The sequence below is a fragment of the Psychrobacter aquimaris genome (assembly GCF_016107525.1).
Lineage (GTDB): Bacteria > Pseudomonadota > Gammaproteobacteria > Pseudomonadales > Moraxellaceae > Psychrobacter > Psychrobacter aquimaris.
Map to the genome: position 1 here is coordinate 67252 of NZ_JABASR010000007.1, position 14051 is coordinate 81302.

Here is a 14051-nt window from a genome sequence, read left to right on the forward strand (position 1 = left end):
CTCGCCGATAGCGGGTTTTTTAATGTCTACCTGAACCGCATCATCTAACCGCTCTATCTCACCATCATCATAATGGGCTTACATCAATTATTGATATGAGATTGTGATGACAGTTAACACGCTACCCGATGACACCCAATTTTTTGATTGGTTTCGCTCACAAGTGCCAGATCGCAAGCTGACACAATTGAATGTCGATGGCGCTAAAGAATTGCTTGAGCGCACGCCGCCTGACCGCCTTATGGCAGTACTCATTAGTATGGGCTTGGCGTCTTTTCCTGTGCTGCTTATCCCTCATAAGAACCCGCCAAAAGCCACGCGCAATGAGATTATCAGCGCTGCCAAGCGTATCAATGTTGACCCTGCTGCTATCAAGGCGCTCAATGATGTCGAGTCGCCAAAAGGTGGGTTTTATGCAGATGGTACACCCGTCATCTTATTTGAGCGTCACAAGTTTTATGACGCATTAACCGAACGCCATTGGTTTGCCAAACGCGATGAGATGGTCGAAAAATATCCTGATATCTGTAATAAAAGCAGCGGCGAGTATAACGTGCGACCGCAGTACGAAAAGCTTGAAATTGCAGCAACGCTGAACTGGGACGCCGCGCATGAGGCAGCATCATGGGGCTTTGGTCAGGTCATGGGCTTTAATTGGAAAAAGCTGGGTTATGAGTCAATCCGTGATTTTATTGAGCACATGTATACGTCAGAGGGCGCGCAGCTTGATGCGGTCTGTCGTTATATCAAAGTGATGGGGCTTGATGTTGCATTGCGTAAGCATGACTGGGCTGCGTTTGCTAAGGGTTATAACGGCAAAGACTATCAGCGCAATGACTACGATAACAAAATGTCTACTGCCTATGCCAAGGCTAAGCGTGAGGGTTGGTGATGAATCCGCTACTGGCACTCAAGTATATACGCGAAATCACCATCGCAGCACTGACTATAGCTGTTATTGCTCTCATTGGGTTATACGGTCAAAGCCGCGCTGACATTGAGCACTTAAAGACCGAGCACGCGCTACAACTGACGACAGCAAAAGCGGCTTATGAAGTACAAGCACGCAAACTGGAGCAACAACAGTATGACCAAACCATCACAGCAATCAACGATCATAAAAAGCGTGAAGCGGCTAATGCTAGCGCCATTGTTAGCGCTAATACTGCTAATGAGCGGCTGTCACAGACTATCGACCGACTCGCCGCCAATGCCGAAACCGACGCCGCCTATCGTGCTCAGTACGCCGCTACCACAGGACAGCTACTCAAAGAGTGTAGCGGATCAATTACAGCGTTGGCAAAAGCAGCTGATGGACACGTCAACGACATCAGACTCTTGCAAGACGCAAGATGATGGCGGTTGCAATGAGTGAGGCAAAAATGAAAATCAAACTCGTAGAAAACTGGCAGCAAGGCTGGAAATGGCTCAGTAATTGGGCGTTTGTGTTGGTGGTGTTTCTCGCTACTACGCCATTGCCACCTGAGCTGCTGATGCTGCTACCCGAAGAAAACCAAAAGCATGTGATCGCACTCGTCGCGGTTGCAGGGTTAATCCTACGCTTTGTCAGTCAATCAAAAAACAAGGAGTGGTCATGAGCATTGAAGATATTGCAATACAGATTGTTGATTTAACAGATGAAGACTTTGCTGATGAAGAAGCGGAGTACTTGATGCAGACGAATTATCATCACACGCTTAAGCCTGCCACCACCACAGCAGTGCGCAAGCTGGGTCAGCACAATCTTAAGACGTTAAAACTGCTTAAAGAGCTGCAATTACATCTGCAAAAAACTAAAGCATTGGTAGACGAGTTATAGCATGGACGATCTCATCGATAAAGCCAACAAACAAGCGCAGCGCAATCTGGATGCAGCATTGGCAGCGGCGCGTCTTAAAACGCAAGCAATGACTGCTAATGATGTCACGGATTGCATCGAGTGCGACAAGCCTATCGGTGAGCAGCGCAAGCAATACATGCCATCAGCCACTCGCTGCATCCCTTGTCAAAACGAGCATGAAGCATGGGAGCGTAGACGATGACTGACACGTTAATTATGTTTGCACTCGCAACGGTAGTGACATTGGTATCCACCGTGTTTTGGCGCTGGGTCAGCTCTATCAGTCAAATCCAAGATAAAAACGGCAGTCAGATAGATGACGTTGCGGCAGATGTCGCCGCGCTAAAAGCCGAGGTCTATCGCGACTATCAAAGTAAATCTGAGTCGCGTCACGACAATACGCAAATCCTCGACATGCTGCGTGAAATTAAAACCGATGTCACGCGCTTGGGTGACAAAATGGACAAGAAGGCGGACAAGTAATATGCCAAACCAGCAACAGCACTTTAATAAGCCCGCGCCTGATGCCACTCAAGCACCTGATGAGGTCATACAGCTACTGGGCGATATCAAAACGCAGAATCAGACGATGATGCAGCAGTTTGACACGCTAGAGACCAATATCAGTAAACGCGCCACGATGGCGGGAGCAATGGCTGGGGCTTTTACCGGCGGCGTTGGCGGTACTGTCGTCAGCGTCGGCATAGAGCTTATCAAAGCTAAGTTTGGAGGCTGAGATGGCGCATTCGCAAGCGACAAAAGATGATCTACGCAAAAAATATATCTTTGAAGGCCTGTCGCTAGCCATGGCTGCGGTCATGACTGAGGTGAGCTATCCAACGGCGCAGCGCTGGAAAAACGTCGCGGCTGATGCAGGTGATGATTGGGATAAAGTTAAAACTGCGCATAGCATGGCGGGTGGAGACTTGGAGGATATATCACGGCAGATACTGACTGACTTCATTATCCAGTTTAAAGCCACGATGGAGTCTATCAAAGCCGCTGATGATATCGGACCAGGACAACGTGTCGAGATGCTGACCAGCCTTGCCGACGCCTACAATAAAACTGTCGCCTCAAGTCGCAAGCTGCTACCTGAAACGTCCAAGCTCGCTATCGCGCTACAAGTGCTTGAGATGCTGGCAAAATATATTCAAGAGCATAAGCCTGAGCTGCTGATTGAGTTTATGAGTGTGCTAGAGCCGTTTGGTCGATTGATTGAGAAGGAATTGAAGTGATGAAGTTTAAAAGAGGTTTTAAGCAGTATTGCAAAGAATTTGTACATAACGTGATTGTGCATCCAATGCTTATGTTTATGCCGGTCGAAACAGCTGAAAAATTGCATGATAAAAATGCTGATTGGGCTTTCCGTGACCGACTTTGAAATCAAGTTGCTTGAGCGCCTAGAGGTTATCAGTCGCAAGCTATCATGGGCTTGTCTCTGGTTATTTATCATTATGCTAACGACGTGTGCGAGATAAAATGAAAAACAAAGAGTTTGCTGATCGTCTCAAGGATATTGCCCGTGCGCTGCAAGCGGATATCGATGCGCATTGCAATGACTGGGACAATGATCCTGCTGTCATCAAAGAGCGCGTCGCCAAGGTCAACGACAAGGTGACGGGCTTTGAGTACTTTGTGACGCATTATTTTCCGCACTATACGCGAAACCCAGACCAATCCTATTTGCATAAATACCTGTTTGCTCGCTTACCGCAAATATTATCGTCTGAGCGCTCAGAGCTTGACGCATTGGCTGCGCCGCGTGGTGAGGCGAAATCAACTATCGTCACGCGACTGTTTGCTTTGTATTGCGTCGTCACCAATCAGAAAAACTACATTGCCATTATCAGTGACAGCCTTGACCAGTCGGCTGAGTTTTTGCAAGCCATCAAGACTGAGCTTGAAGTCAATCCGCGCATCAAAACCGACTTTCCAAAGGTGCATGGTGCTGGTCGTATTTGGCAGTCTTACACCATCCATACTGCCAACAGCATCAAGATACAGTGTGCCGGTGCACGTAAAAAGATGCGTGGTTGGGTTTATGGTGCGTATCGTCCCGACCTTGTGCTGCTCGATGACCTAGAAAACGATGAAAACGTCGAAAGCCCAGAGCAGCGCGACAAGCTGTATAAGTGGCTATTACGTACACCGCTAAAGCTTGCCGCTGCTGGCGAAAAGATGGATGTCGTATATATCGGTACGATACTGCATCACGATAGCGTGCTCAATCGCATACTGAAGAACAAAGGTTGGACGACGCGGGTATTCAAAGCGCTGCTTGAGTGGCCTGACAATATGGCGCTGTGGGATGAATGGGAAGCCATTTATCACGATGAAGGCGAAGCTGCTGCCGTCGCGTTTTATCAAAAACATAAGCGCAAGATGGATAAGGGTGCCAAAGTGTCTTGGGCGGCAAGACCACTGCTTGCTCTCATGATTATCCGTACTCGTGATGGTCATGGTAACTTTGACAGCGAGCTACAGAACGACCCTGCTGCGGGTGAAGATTCGCCATTTAGCGACTCTATCAACTACTGGCGCGAGTTGCCTGCTGGACTTATTTACTTTGCGGCTGTTGATCCGTCACTTGGTAAAAAAAGCAAGACGCGCAAAAAAGGCGACCCGTCCGCAATCATCGTTGGTGGTTATGATCGATTAAATGGCAAGCTTTACACCGTCGTTGCTGACATCCAGCGCCGCACACCCGACAAGATTATATCTGACGTCATCAAGTATCAAAAAGAATATCCGCAAATATTGGGCTGGGCGGTTGAATCGGTGGCATTCCAAGAGTTTTTACGGACTGAACTGGTTAAGCGTTCAGCACAGCAAGGCATTCATGTGCCTGCTATCCCTGTACATCCACATGGTGATAAAGGGCTGCGCATTATTGCATTGCAGCCGCATATGGCAAACGGTCTTATTTTATTGCACCACAAACAAAAGACGCTGATTGCGCATTTTACCCACTTTCCAAAACACGAAAACGATGACGGGCCTGATGGATTGGAAATGGTCTGGAAACTTGCGACCAGTTTTGCCAAAGCGAGCAATACGCCGATGGCTGCATGGGAAGTGCCACAGCCAAGCCTGTACTACTATTAAGCTAAGGATAAATCATGTTTGGATCAAAAACCAAAAAGCAGAAGGTTGACCAAAAGACACTGCTGGTCGCCGTCGATAGTGCGCTAGAGGGTGCGGATGCAGTCAGTGCTGACCAATTGCTCGCAGAGACCGGTAAAAGCCGACAAGAGCTGCTGGATGCAGTCATGGCAGACGATGAGGTGCTTAGTTGCCGCGCTGATATCGAAGGCGCTATCAATGCTGCTGCATGGCGTATCTGGGGTGATGATGTCGATGAGGACTTAATCAATCGACTCTATCGAATGTTTAGACGAATTTATAATGACATTGCTGGGGTCGCCGTATTGGCGATGTTTAACGGCTACTGTGTCGGCGAATATGTCTATAAAAAAGAGCCAGACGGTTTTTTAAGTATCGATAGACTACTGTCAAAAGACGGTGAGCTAGACAATTATACGCCCATGCGTGATGGCTCGGTAATGCTAAAAACTGAGGATGAGAGTGTCGCGATCAATCAAGACATCAAGTACCTGGTACTGACGAGCAAGGCTGTGCCTGCGCGTCCTGCTGGTGAAATGATGATTGTCCGTGCCTATCCTGCGGTTGCTCTGCGCAAACGTGAATGGGCATACGCTGGGCAGTTTATCGCTCGCTACTCTCAGCCGTATGTCGTCGGTACTCAAGGCTCTGACAGTGGCTTTGGTACGACGCTTGGTGACTTTACCAGCAAGATATTTAGCTTTATCAATGGTGGTGCTGCCGGTATCGGTAAAGATGACAAGATTGAGCTGCATCAATTATCTGGCGATGGCGCAGCGTTTGAGCTGTTTGAGCGCTTGGCAAACCGCCGCATTCAAAAGCTGCTGCTCGGACGTGTCAAGACCAGTGAGCTGACATCAGGCTCACGCTCAGCACAAGAGGCTGATGATGTCGCACGGCAAGACCGCGTCATGTCTTATCTGGGGCTAATGACGAAGGGTATCCAGCACGCCATCGATGCCATTATCACCGTCAATCAAGCATGGGGCTTGCCGATCACAGCACCACAAGGCATTTGGTTTGAATACCCAAAGGTTAAAGCCTTTAACGTCGAAGAAGCTGACCGCGATATCAAATATACCAGTACTGGGCAAGTGCGACTGACCAAGCAGCGCCTGCTCAATGTCGGCTACGAAGAGTCTGAATTTGAGATGGTTGAGTCTGCTGTGCCAGCACCTATCGCACAGCTGTCGCAGCAAGTGCGGGCGCTGCAACTGCAATTGAGCAATGGGCTACCAGACAATATCACTGAGCCGACCACAGATGATGATATCGACCATGACCGCGCTATCATGCAGCCCAAAGTTGAGGCGCTGCTGTCGGTACTGGATGGCTGTGAGAGCTATAGCGAGTTTGAGCGACGGTTAAGTGAGATGACGTTGCCAGATGGTGGATTGATAGATGATCTGATGTCGCAGTGTGTCGGCAGTTATATCGAAGGGCTTGCAAACGACAATGGAGTGACTGACTGATGCCAGTACCCAAGGAGTTTTTAAACCCTGATGAGCTGACTAACGTCCAAGCGCTAGCAAGCTTTGACGGTAAGACGTTGATGCCGCGTTATCACTACATGGATGTGCTTGCGCGTGAGCACGCTGTGGCGTTTAGTGTCGCTAAGATGATGGACGAAGATATGCTGGCTGACGTGCAATCTGCACTGACTGATGCGCTGTCCAACTCGACAGACTTTGATGTGTTTAAAAAACGCATGGAGCCGTACCTGATGGCGAAAGGCTGGTGGGGCAAAGAGCTGGTCGTTGATCCGCTGACGGGTGACGCCAAAAAAGTACAGCTTGGCTCGACTCGTCGTCTGCGTACTATCTATCACACCAATCTACACGCAAGCTATGCGGCTGGACAATGGCAGCGCATCCAAGAGACCAAGCGCGGTCTGCCGTATCTGCAATATATGCCATCTGTCGCAGGTAAAAAACGCGATAAGCATAAGCAGTATTACAACGTCGTGCGTCCTGTCGATGACCCAATCTGGCAGATGATTATGCCGCCAAATGGTTATGGCTGTCTGTGCTGGGTCAAGCAGCTGACTAAGGGGCAAGCACGTCGCGCTGGCATCAGTGATGAGTTTGAGCTGGAGATGGTCGATGTCGAAAACCCACGCACAGGTGAGACGATGCGCGTCCCTGCTGGACTTGATCCCAGCTTTGCGCACAATCATGACCGCCTCACTGCTGCTCGTCTACTACAAGCCGAGAAAATACAAGGTAATAAAGCCGTACCAGCTGCGGATAAAGCTAAGGCAAAGGATGCGGCAACCGCTCAGCTCGATAATTATATGTCGCAGCTTATCTTTAATCCGGTGATTAAAAAGTTTGCACCCAATGTATCGACGCCCTCGTTTGACGCTCGTATCAATGCGTTTGCTCGCGCTAGTGACAGCCGCGCTGCTGAGATGATTGGTATCGCTCGCAACACAACAGAGTCGCATCAATGGGCTGTCGCCACGCTTAGCTCGACGCTACAAGAAACGATGGATATCAAGAAGTATGTGGCATGGATGGGTGAAGACACGCTGCTTGCGCTAACACGCGCTGCTAAAAACAGCGCAGAGGATGTCATTGAGCTGCTACACACCACACGCGATATGCTCAATAACGCTGATGAGCTAATCAAGCTCGATGACGGTGGGTATCAAGCGCTATTTATCAGTAAGGGTAAACGCTATCAGGCGACACTGGCGGTCGATAAAGTGACAGATACGCTCAATATTACCGACTTGACGCAATTGTAAGCAGTACGCCCAATCGCAATAGCGTTTAACACCCGTTTAACGTCTTGACCACGCGCTTTTAACATCGTCATCACGTCATTACAGCAAATATCTATATAAACGGCTTAAATCGCAAATTTAAGCCGTTTTGCTTTTTATGCGTGATTACCTGAACCGCATCATCTAACCATATCTAATGCCGCTCATCATAATGAGACTTTATCGACACTCTTTATTTTACGTTGTCGCGATTTTACTCATTAGCTGGACGTCATTATGCCAAAAGACCACAAAAAGCCAAATATCTACCTGCTCTCTGAAGTCAATGTCGCTGATGCCCCTGCTGATGCCGACAAGTCGTTGCCTCGTAAGTTTAGTGGTGTCGCCAATAGCGGCAAGCCGTTTGATTACTATGGTGATATGGCTGTTATTGACTTATCCGATCTTACGTATAAAGACAATATTCCAGCATTGCTATTACACGACCGAGCACAGCGCTGTGGATTTGGTGCGCTCAATGTCAGTAACAATCAATTAATGATGACTGGCTATCTGCTTGACAATCAGTTTGGACGCGAAATCGCTGCTGAATCTGACGCGGGATTCCCATGGCAAATGTCAGTGCATGTTGATGCTAGTAGTACTGATTACCTCGGTAACAACGATACTGCAACCGTCAACGGACAAACTGTGACGGGGCCAATCACTATTTTACGCAATTGCAGCATCTTAGAAGTATCGTTCACGCCAACCGGTGTTGATGCGGAAACAAGCGCACTTGCACTCACCAATGGCGGCATTGCTAACTCATCAATTACTCAATCCAATACTGACAAGGAAACCACCATGACTCCCGAAGAAATCGCAGCACTACAAAAGCTCGTAGCAGACCAAGCGGAAGAGATTAAAACCCTCAAAGAGGAAAAGTCTGAGCTTGAAAAAGAGAAAGCGGAAGCTGAAGAAGAAGCCAAAGCCGCTGCTATCGATGCGCAACTGTCGCAAGCAGGCTTCACCAAGACCGAAGATGGCAAAGCGTGGAACGGTGTCGGCACAGCGACGGTCAACATGCTGTTGTCTGCCTCGCCTGAAGACGCCAAAGAGATGATTGGTGATCTACGTGCGCCTGGTAAGCAAGATGGTACGCCAGAATGGCTGCTTAGTGAGCAGCACAAGCCTAAAGGTAACGGCGGTCAAGAGCGTCAATTATCTAGCAATCCAATGTTAGCAAACGCTGAAGCACGCGGCCAAGAGTCAAAAAACTACATCTAAGCTGGTGGTTATGTCTACCGTGCGCTGAGTAACTTGCTTGGCGCAATAACAGCAAATCCTTTATTAGCCTTATCAAATACCACTAGGAGCACTCCATGCCTGATTTAACCATTGGCGATATCTTGAAAAGTGAAGCTGATCCAAATAACCGCATCGCTATCCCTGCGCCTGTCGGCACCAAGACGGGTCAGCCTGTCAAATATGTTGCCCGCGATCAGTATCTATTTGCATTGACCGATGAAGTCAACGGCGAGGTACTGGTGCAGCCACATAACTGCGTCATGAACCTTGCGCCCATTATGCAAGCGGATATCGATGCGGTGTTTACCGATGGCGATAGCTTGGTGCCATTAACCAATGCTGAGCTGCTGACCCAAGGCGATGCACACGGCATCAAATATATCGGCACGCCACGCACTTAAACGCTGATTGACAGCCCTTTAACTTTGATTTAAACCGCATTTACATTTAACAAGGATTGCATTATGCCTTTATCCAATGAAAGTCACTTTGGTGTACGCCCAATGACTGAGGCAATCAAACGCTTGCCAGTTACTCCAACCATTATCCGTAGCCTAGGCATCTTTAAGCCTGAGTATCTAAGTGCAACCAGTGTCGCGGTTGAGTCAAATGACGGTGTGCTATCGCTAGTGCCAGCCGTGCCACGCGGCACTCCAGGCGCACCCGTGGCTACTACCGCTCGTGGCAATCGCCATAGTTTTGAGATGTTGCATTTGCCCAAGCACGACATCGTGCGTGCGGATGATGTGCAAAACGTGAAGTCGTTTGGCAGTGATAACAAGGCGGCTACTGTCGCTGAAAAGGTCAATGACAAGCTCGCTGATATGAAGTTTGATATCGAATACACCCGCGAGCATTTAATGTTGGGCGCTATCAAAGGCAAGATTTTAGATGCTGATGGTACACCGTTAGTCGATATTTATGACCGCTTTGGCATGACCCGCAAGACCATCACTTGGAACTTATCAGGCGCGAACTCTAACGTCGGCAAGATGATTGATGACGCGATTACTGATCTTAGTAAAAAGCGCGGCGGCGAGCCAGTTGATGGTTGGTATGTCTTATGCTCGCCTGAGTTTATGCAGGCTGTTGCTTATCATAAGACGATAGTTGAAATCTATCAGCGCTTCCAAGAAGGCAAGATGTACCGCGAAGGCGATACCAATGTCGGCTTTAAGCATAAGAATATTGAATTTATCCAATATGACCATGTGTTTGAGTCTGGTCTGCAAATCAAGGCTGGTGAAGCTGAGATTATCCCTAAAGGCACGCGCAAAACGTTCCGTGAGTACTTTGCCCCTGCTGACACTGCTGCTGCGGTAAACACCAAAGCTGAGGCGATTTACGCTAGCCGCGAAAAACTGGCACATGATAAAGGTTGGGATTTAGAGGCGCAATCTAATCCATTGCCGCTCATGCTACGTCCTGATTTATCGGCGACCCTAAAAGCGACCTAAATCTAAGCGCCTTGACTGGCTACGGCTGGTCAAGGATGTTTTACCTAAATTCTAACTAGGACAAAATCATGAGTGATGACAAACCAAAAGTTAAAGGCTATCGCCAGCTAACAGATGCTGAGATTGCTGCTATCAATAAAGTCAAAGCTAAGGCTGAAGAAGTTGGCGAATTGGTTGAGCAGCTACAGATGTCTGGCGGATTAGACCAACGCGCAATCAATATCGGCAAAACTGAGCTGCAAACTGGCTTTATGTGGTTGACACGCGGTATTGCCCAGCCTGACAGTTTTTAGGACTGACCATGATTACATCACAAGACCTAATCGACCGCTTTGGTGAGTTTGAGCTGATACAGATCACCAATGAGCAGCCGCGCCATGACTCAGTGATTGACGATGTCGTCCTGCAAGGCGCGATTAACGATGCTATCAGTGAGGTCGCAAGTTATTTGCTGTCTGCTGGGCTGGTTAAGGTTGTTGGTATTGGCAATGTCGTTTACCTGCCAAGCTCAGAGATACCAAGCGATCTAAAGAAAAAGACTTGTGACGTTGCTCGTTACAATCTGTATGACAACGGAATACTTGAAGTTGTGCAGACACGTTATGACGCTGCTATCAAATGGCTCGATAAGGTCAAAAAAGACCCGACGATGCTGACTGGGCCAGTTAGTGAGCAGCCAAATACAAGCGGCGGTATCACGGTGATGCCAAACCCTACACCTACGTACTGGGATATGTAATGCGTATCGATGTCGAGTCACAGCTCGGTGAGATGTCAGACAAGCTAGGCGTACTTGCGCTAGGTTTGGGCGACTTATCGCCAGTGATGCAAGCCATCGCTGCCGTGGTCGAAGGCAGTACTCGTGAGCGGTTTTTAACCAAACAAGACTCAGAGGGTGTGAGCTGGAAACAACTCTCGCCTGAGCGCCTTAGGCAAAAAAAAGGTCGTGGTGGCATCTTAGTGGACCGTGGCGATTTGATGCGATCTATCACAGGTCATGCTACTGCTGTCAGTGCTGAGGTTGGTACTGACAGACCATACGGTAAGTATCACCAAATGGGCTGGGGTGTGCCACAGCGTGAGTTTTTGGGATTGTCAGAAGAAGATGTGCTCGATATCCAAGATTTACTAAACGACTTTATGGAAGATTTGCTATGACTGATACAGACCCTAACGCCCCTGCATGGCAGACCGATATCTTGGCTTGTTATCCCTACGTGCTGGAGCGTCTAAAATCGGTATCGCAAGTCTCTCAAGTGCTAGAGGCGCAAGACTTTGCTGATATCAGTAGCGCTAAGCGCAAGCAAATACCAGCTGACGGCACGGTCTATGTGATATTGGATGGTTATACACCCGGTAGCGACAATGCCCGTGGCCGCGAGCAAAACATGGAGATTGGCTTTAGTGTGATATTGACCAAGCAACAAGTCACACCGCAACCGGCAACCAATGGCGTCGGTCAGACCATCACTGCAATCGCTAAAGCTTTGCAAGGGTTTGATCCTACTGATAAACAAGGTCGCGCTTTAACGACTGAGCCATTTATACAGCGTAAGCCACTGGCAATCCGCTATGAAGAGGGCTTTGCTTTTTTCCCGCTGCGGTTTACTACCGTGGTGGCAATTATTTCAGACAATAAATAAGGATAATTCTATGTGGTCATCTAATATTTTGGACTATCCCGCACACTGGCTACTGATTGCGCACAATTCACGGAACAACAAACGCACCAAAGCCAAGCGCAAAAACTAAATTTAACCCCTTATTAATCGCGATTTATACGCTAATTAATAACCGTTTATACACCAACACAAGAGGCTACTATCATGGCACAAGGCAAAAAGTATTCTGGCGATTTGTATGGTCGCCCTTACGGCTCAACGATGGGCTTTAGTAACATGGGCAACGTCTCAGAGCTAACCAGCTCTAAAGAGATTGAGTCTGACGAGCTGACATCAACAGGCCGCGAAGACTACGGCGAGGCTATCTCTATTGACTCAACGCCGGGCGCGACTGAGATGTCGATTAAATTTAACACCTTTGACAAAGCTGGTATGGCTCGCGCCCTGATGGGTGAAGCGGTAGACTTGGACACAGCAGCGGTCACTATTACCGATGAGACGCTGACGGTGACGACTGGCTGGATTAAACTGTCACACAAAGATATCGATCCTGAAACCTTTGTGCTCAGCGATGGTACGCCAACTGTGGTCGCAGCGACGACTTACGAGCTAAATCCACGCTTGGGTATGCTGCGCTTCAATGAGACCAGTACGTTGTTGGCTGACAGTACTGCCACTTATAGCGGCGCTACACGCGGCACGGGTGGCTATCAGATTGATGCAAACACATTGTCTGCATTGCCGCTTGAGATGTATCTGGACGGCAAAGACCGCGTCACAGGACAAAACGGCATCTTGGAAATCCCACATGCAGTGATGACTAGCGATGGTGAGATGAACTGGATGTCTGACGACTGGTGGGAGTCTGGACTGTCAGGCAAGCTGGTCAAAGACCCTGCCAAGCCGACGATGCGCTTTACTGAGTATAAGTAAGCGCCTTAGGCTTGATAGCTATGTAAAATAAAGCGAATAAAGAGCAGTAGACAAATTTTGTTTACTGCTCTTTTTTGTTATATGATGCGATAGATAATATATTTATATCATAGGTGGAATATGAAAAAGCTGATAGCATCATTGTTTTGTGTGGCTCTGGTGGGCTGCGGCGGTGGCTATGACGACATGGATGCAGCGCGACTTGGCGGTGGTGGTATTGGCAGTACGCCCTCCAGCCCATCTGTGCCTTCCACGCCATCTAATCCAGATGGTACCAGTCTGTGGGAGTACGATCAGGTTGGTACTTCAAGGTTTGCTGATATCAACTCAATCAATACAGTACCAACTGCCAACAAAGCCAATAATGCGCTCATGAGCGTACGCATCCATAACTTTATAGACAGCAGTGGCGCGGCAAAAGACTATCTAACTATTACCGCGCTATTTGCTGATACCAAGTGTGCCAGCAGTTGTCAGCTACGATATAAGCGAAATGGTAGTACAAGCGGTATCTATATCGTCCGCACAAGCGTTAACGGTGTTTTTAGTGACGATAGCTTTGCCAATGATGATATGGAAAAATTAATTAAGGCTATCAAATTGTCTGGTAAAGCCTCAATAACTGTACCGCTGATCGGTGTGCCAGATGCAGAGTTTGAGTTTGATTTCTCAGGTTATGACGCAAAGTTCATGGATGCTAATCGCTAGAAAAAGGAGTTTGTTATGGGTTTTAGGTTTAGACGGACAGTTAAAATTATGCCAGGCGTGCGACTCAACGTAGGCAAAAAAGGTGTAAGCGTCTCAGCAGGACGACGCGGCGCAAACGTCACGATAGGTAAAACAGGTGTTAGGACAACAGTTGGCTTGCCCGGTACAGGTCTGTCACATACAACGCTGCATCGTAGTAATGCGCAGGGTCGCCGTGCACGTCCGCCAGCGCCACAGCGAGAGAGAAAGCGTCCTATTATATTATTTTCGATAGCACTACTGCTTGTCATTCTTTTTGCTGTGTTCACTACCTGAACCGCATCATCTAACCGATAAGTAGCCAATAC

General features: G+C 48.3%; 21 protein-coding genes. All 21 read left to right on the forward strand.

Translation table 11 applies throughout. The features are described 5' to 3' along the window. The first annotated feature begins 106 nt into the window (after window positions 1–106). The 21 genes from JFC10_RS07795 to JFC10_RS07895 all read left to right on the forward strand — a co-directional run bounded on the left by JFC10_RS07795 (window position 107) and on the right by JFC10_RS07895 (window position 14019). Complete coding sequence (locus JFC10_RS07795) at window positions 107–892, forward strand: N-acetylmuramidase family protein (protein WP_198332361.1); 786 nt, start codon at window positions 107–109, stop codon at window positions 890–892. After that, window positions 892–1356: a hypothetical protein gene (locus JFC10_RS07800; protein WP_198332362.1), complete on the forward strand. Its 465-nt coding sequence runs from the start codon at window positions 892–894 to the stop codon at window positions 1354–1356. The genes JFC10_RS07795 and JFC10_RS07800 overlap by 1 nt, the downstream gene beginning before the upstream one ends. 11 nt (window positions 1357–1367) lie before the next feature. After that, window positions 1368–1598 (forward strand): DUF7940 domain-containing protein, encoded by a 231-nt coding sequence (locus tag JFC10_RS07805; protein ID WP_198332363.1) that lies wholly within the window; start codon window positions 1368–1370, stop codon window positions 1596–1598. Beyond that, a complete protein-coding gene (locus tag JFC10_RS07810) occupies window positions 1595–1819 on the forward strand; it encodes a hypothetical protein (RefSeq protein WP_198332364.1) in 225 nt (74 codons plus the stop codon). Before JFC10_RS07805 ends, JFC10_RS07810 begins: the two co-directional genes overlap by 4 nt. Window position 1820: 1 nt before the next feature. Next, window positions 1821–2042, forward strand: coding sequence for a TraR/DksA C4-type zinc finger protein (locus JFC10_RS07815; RefSeq protein ID WP_198332365.1), 222 nt, complete (start codon window positions 1821–1823; stop codon window positions 2040–2042). Further along, complete coding sequence (locus JFC10_RS07820; RefSeq protein ID WP_198332366.1) at window positions 2039–2323, forward strand: hypothetical protein; 285 nt, start codon at window positions 2039–2041, stop codon at window positions 2321–2323. Before JFC10_RS07815 ends, JFC10_RS07820 begins: the two co-directional genes overlap by 4 nt. A 1-nt stretch (window position 2324) precedes the next feature. Then, window positions 2325–2576: a hypothetical protein gene (locus tag JFC10_RS07825; protein WP_198332367.1), complete on the forward strand. Its 252-nt coding sequence runs from the start codon at window positions 2325–2327 to the stop codon at window positions 2574–2576. Window position 2577: 1 nt separating this feature from the next. Further along, window positions 2578–3078 carry a DUF1804 family protein gene (locus JFC10_RS07830; RefSeq protein ID WP_198332368.1) on the forward strand — a complete coding sequence of 167 codons (501 nt, stop codon included), beginning with the start codon at window positions 2578–2580 and terminating at the stop codon, window positions 3076–3078. Between the two features lie 244 nt (window positions 3079–3322). After that, window positions 3323–4948, forward strand: a complete 1626-nt coding sequence (gene terL / locus JFC10_RS07835) for a phage terminase large subunit (protein ID WP_198332369.1) — start codon at window positions 3323–3325, stop codon at window positions 4946–4948. A gap of 14 nt (window positions 4949–4962) precedes the next feature. Next, window positions 4963–6438 (forward strand): phage portal protein family protein, encoded by a 1476-nt coding sequence (locus JFC10_RS07840; protein WP_198332370.1) that lies wholly within the window; start codon window positions 4963–4965, stop codon window positions 6436–6438. Then, window positions 6438–7715, forward strand: a complete 1278-nt coding sequence (locus JFC10_RS07845) for a phage head morphogenesis protein (protein ID WP_198332371.1) — start codon at window positions 6438–6440, stop codon at window positions 7713–7715. The genes JFC10_RS07840 and JFC10_RS07845 overlap by 1 nt, the downstream gene beginning before the upstream one ends. Window positions 7716–7970: 255 nt before the next feature. Then, a complete protein-coding gene (locus JFC10_RS07850; RefSeq protein ID WP_198332372.1) occupies window positions 7971–8963 on the forward strand; it encodes a hypothetical protein in 993 nt (330 codons plus the stop codon). A 95-nt stretch (window positions 8964–9058) separates the two neighbouring features. Continuing rightward, window positions 9059–9385, forward strand: a complete 327-nt coding sequence (locus tag JFC10_RS07855; RefSeq protein ID WP_198332373.1) for a hypothetical protein — start codon at window positions 9059–9061, stop codon at window positions 9383–9385. Between the two features lie 63 nt (window positions 9386–9448). Further along, window positions 9449–10441 carry a major capsid protein gene (locus JFC10_RS07860; protein WP_198332374.1) on the forward strand — a complete coding sequence of 331 codons (993 nt, stop codon included), beginning with the start codon at window positions 9449–9451 and terminating at the stop codon, window positions 10439–10441. Between the two features lie 68 nt (window positions 10442–10509). Beyond that, entirely contained in the window at window positions 10510–10734 is a 225-nt protein-coding gene (locus JFC10_RS07865; RefSeq protein WP_198332375.1) for an Acb2/Tad1 domain-containing protein, read from the forward strand. An 8-nt stretch (window positions 10735–10742) separates the two neighbouring features. Continuing rightward, the gene (locus tag JFC10_RS07870; protein ID WP_198332376.1) at window positions 10743–11180 is read left to right on the forward strand and encodes a DUF1320 domain-containing protein; all 438 of its coding nucleotides are present in this window, start codon (window positions 10743–10745) and stop codon (window positions 11178–11180) included. After that, window positions 11180–11599, forward strand: coding sequence for a phage virion morphogenesis protein (locus JFC10_RS07875; RefSeq protein WP_198332377.1), 420 nt, complete (start codon window positions 11180–11182; stop codon window positions 11597–11599). The genes JFC10_RS07870 and JFC10_RS07875 overlap by 1 nt, the downstream gene beginning before the upstream one ends. After that, entirely contained in the window at window positions 11596–12084 is a 489-nt protein-coding gene (locus JFC10_RS07880; RefSeq protein WP_198332378.1) for a phage tail terminator protein, read from the forward strand. The genes JFC10_RS07875 and JFC10_RS07880 overlap by 4 nt, the downstream gene beginning before the upstream one ends. Before the next feature lie 183 nt (window positions 12085–12267). After that, a complete protein-coding gene (locus JFC10_RS07885) occupies window positions 12268–12996 on the forward strand; it encodes a phage tail tube protein (protein WP_198332379.1) in 729 nt (242 codons plus the stop codon). 120 nt (window positions 12997–13116) lie between these two features. Further along, on the forward strand, window positions 13117–13704 hold the full coding sequence (locus JFC10_RS07890; RefSeq protein ID WP_198332380.1) for a hypothetical protein: 588 nt from the start codon (window positions 13117–13119) through the stop codon (window positions 13702–13704). 15 nt (window positions 13705–13719) lie between these two features. Continuing rightward, window positions 13720–14019, forward strand: coding sequence for a DUF4236 domain-containing protein (locus tag JFC10_RS07895; protein WP_198332381.1), 300 nt, complete (start codon window positions 13720–13722; stop codon window positions 14017–14019). Window positions 14020–14051: the final 32 nt, after the last annotated feature.

What these genes read in the sequence shown, in the direction of transcription:
- JFC10_RS07795 (WP_198332361.1), top strand. Translation starts at nt 107, where the DNA reads ATGACAGTTAACACGCTACCCGATGACACCCAATTTTTTGATTGGTTT.
- JFC10_RS07800 (WP_198332362.1), top strand. Translation starts at nt 892, where the DNA reads ATGAATCCGCTACTGGCACTCAAGTATATACGCGAAATCACCATCGCA.
- JFC10_RS07805 (WP_198332363.1), top strand. Translation starts at nt 1,368, where the DNA reads ATGAGTGAGGCAAAAATGAAAATCAAACTCGTAGAAAACTGGCAGCAA.
- JFC10_RS07810 (WP_198332364.1), top strand. Translation starts at nt 1,595, where the DNA reads ATGAGCATTGAAGATATTGCAATACAGATTGTTGATTTAACAGATGAA.
- JFC10_RS07815 (WP_198332365.1), top strand. Translation starts at nt 1,821, where the DNA reads ATGGACGATCTCATCGATAAAGCCAACAAACAAGCGCAGCGCAATCTG.
- JFC10_RS07820 (WP_198332366.1), top strand. Translation starts at nt 2,039, where the DNA reads ATGACTGACACGTTAATTATGTTTGCACTCGCAACGGTAGTGACATTG.
- JFC10_RS07825 (WP_198332367.1), top strand. Translation starts at nt 2,325, where the DNA reads ATGCCAAACCAGCAACAGCACTTTAATAAGCCCGCGCCTGATGCCACT.
- JFC10_RS07830 (WP_198332368.1), top strand. Translation starts at nt 2,578, where the DNA reads ATGGCGCATTCGCAAGCGACAAAAGATGATCTACGCAAAAAATATATC.
- terL (WP_198332369.1), top strand. Translation starts at nt 3,323, where the DNA reads ATGAAAAACAAAGAGTTTGCTGATCGTCTCAAGGATATTGCCCGTGCG.
- JFC10_RS07840 (WP_198332370.1), top strand. Translation starts at nt 4,963, where the DNA reads ATGTTTGGATCAAAAACCAAAAAGCAGAAGGTTGACCAAAAGACACTG.
- JFC10_RS07845 (WP_198332371.1), top strand. Translation starts at nt 6,438, where the DNA reads ATGCCAGTACCCAAGGAGTTTTTAAACCCTGATGAGCTGACTAACGTC.
- JFC10_RS07850 (WP_198332372.1), top strand. Translation starts at nt 7,971, where the DNA reads ATGCCAAAAGACCACAAAAAGCCAAATATCTACCTGCTCTCTGAAGTC.
- JFC10_RS07855 (WP_198332373.1), top strand. Translation starts at nt 9,059, where the DNA reads ATGCCTGATTTAACCATTGGCGATATCTTGAAAAGTGAAGCTGATCCA.
- JFC10_RS07860 (WP_198332374.1), top strand. Translation starts at nt 9,449, where the DNA reads ATGCCTTTATCCAATGAAAGTCACTTTGGTGTACGCCCAATGACTGAG.
- JFC10_RS07865 (WP_198332375.1), top strand. Translation starts at nt 10,510, where the DNA reads ATGAGTGATGACAAACCAAAAGTTAAAGGCTATCGCCAGCTAACAGAT.
- JFC10_RS07870 (WP_198332376.1), top strand. Translation starts at nt 10,743, where the DNA reads ATGATTACATCACAAGACCTAATCGACCGCTTTGGTGAGTTTGAGCTG.
- JFC10_RS07875 (WP_198332377.1), top strand. Translation starts at nt 11,180, where the DNA reads ATGCGTATCGATGTCGAGTCACAGCTCGGTGAGATGTCAGACAAGCTA.
- JFC10_RS07880 (WP_198332378.1), top strand. Translation starts at nt 11,596, where the DNA reads ATGACTGATACAGACCCTAACGCCCCTGCATGGCAGACCGATATCTTG.
- JFC10_RS07885 (WP_198332379.1), top strand. Translation starts at nt 12,268, where the DNA reads ATGGCACAAGGCAAAAAGTATTCTGGCGATTTGTATGGTCGCCCTTAC.
- JFC10_RS07890 (WP_198332380.1), top strand. Translation starts at nt 13,117, where the DNA reads ATGAAAAAGCTGATAGCATCATTGTTTTGTGTGGCTCTGGTGGGCTGC.
- JFC10_RS07895 (WP_198332381.1), top strand. Translation starts at nt 13,720, where the DNA reads ATGGGTTTTAGGTTTAGACGGACAGTTAAAATTATGCCAGGCGTGCGA.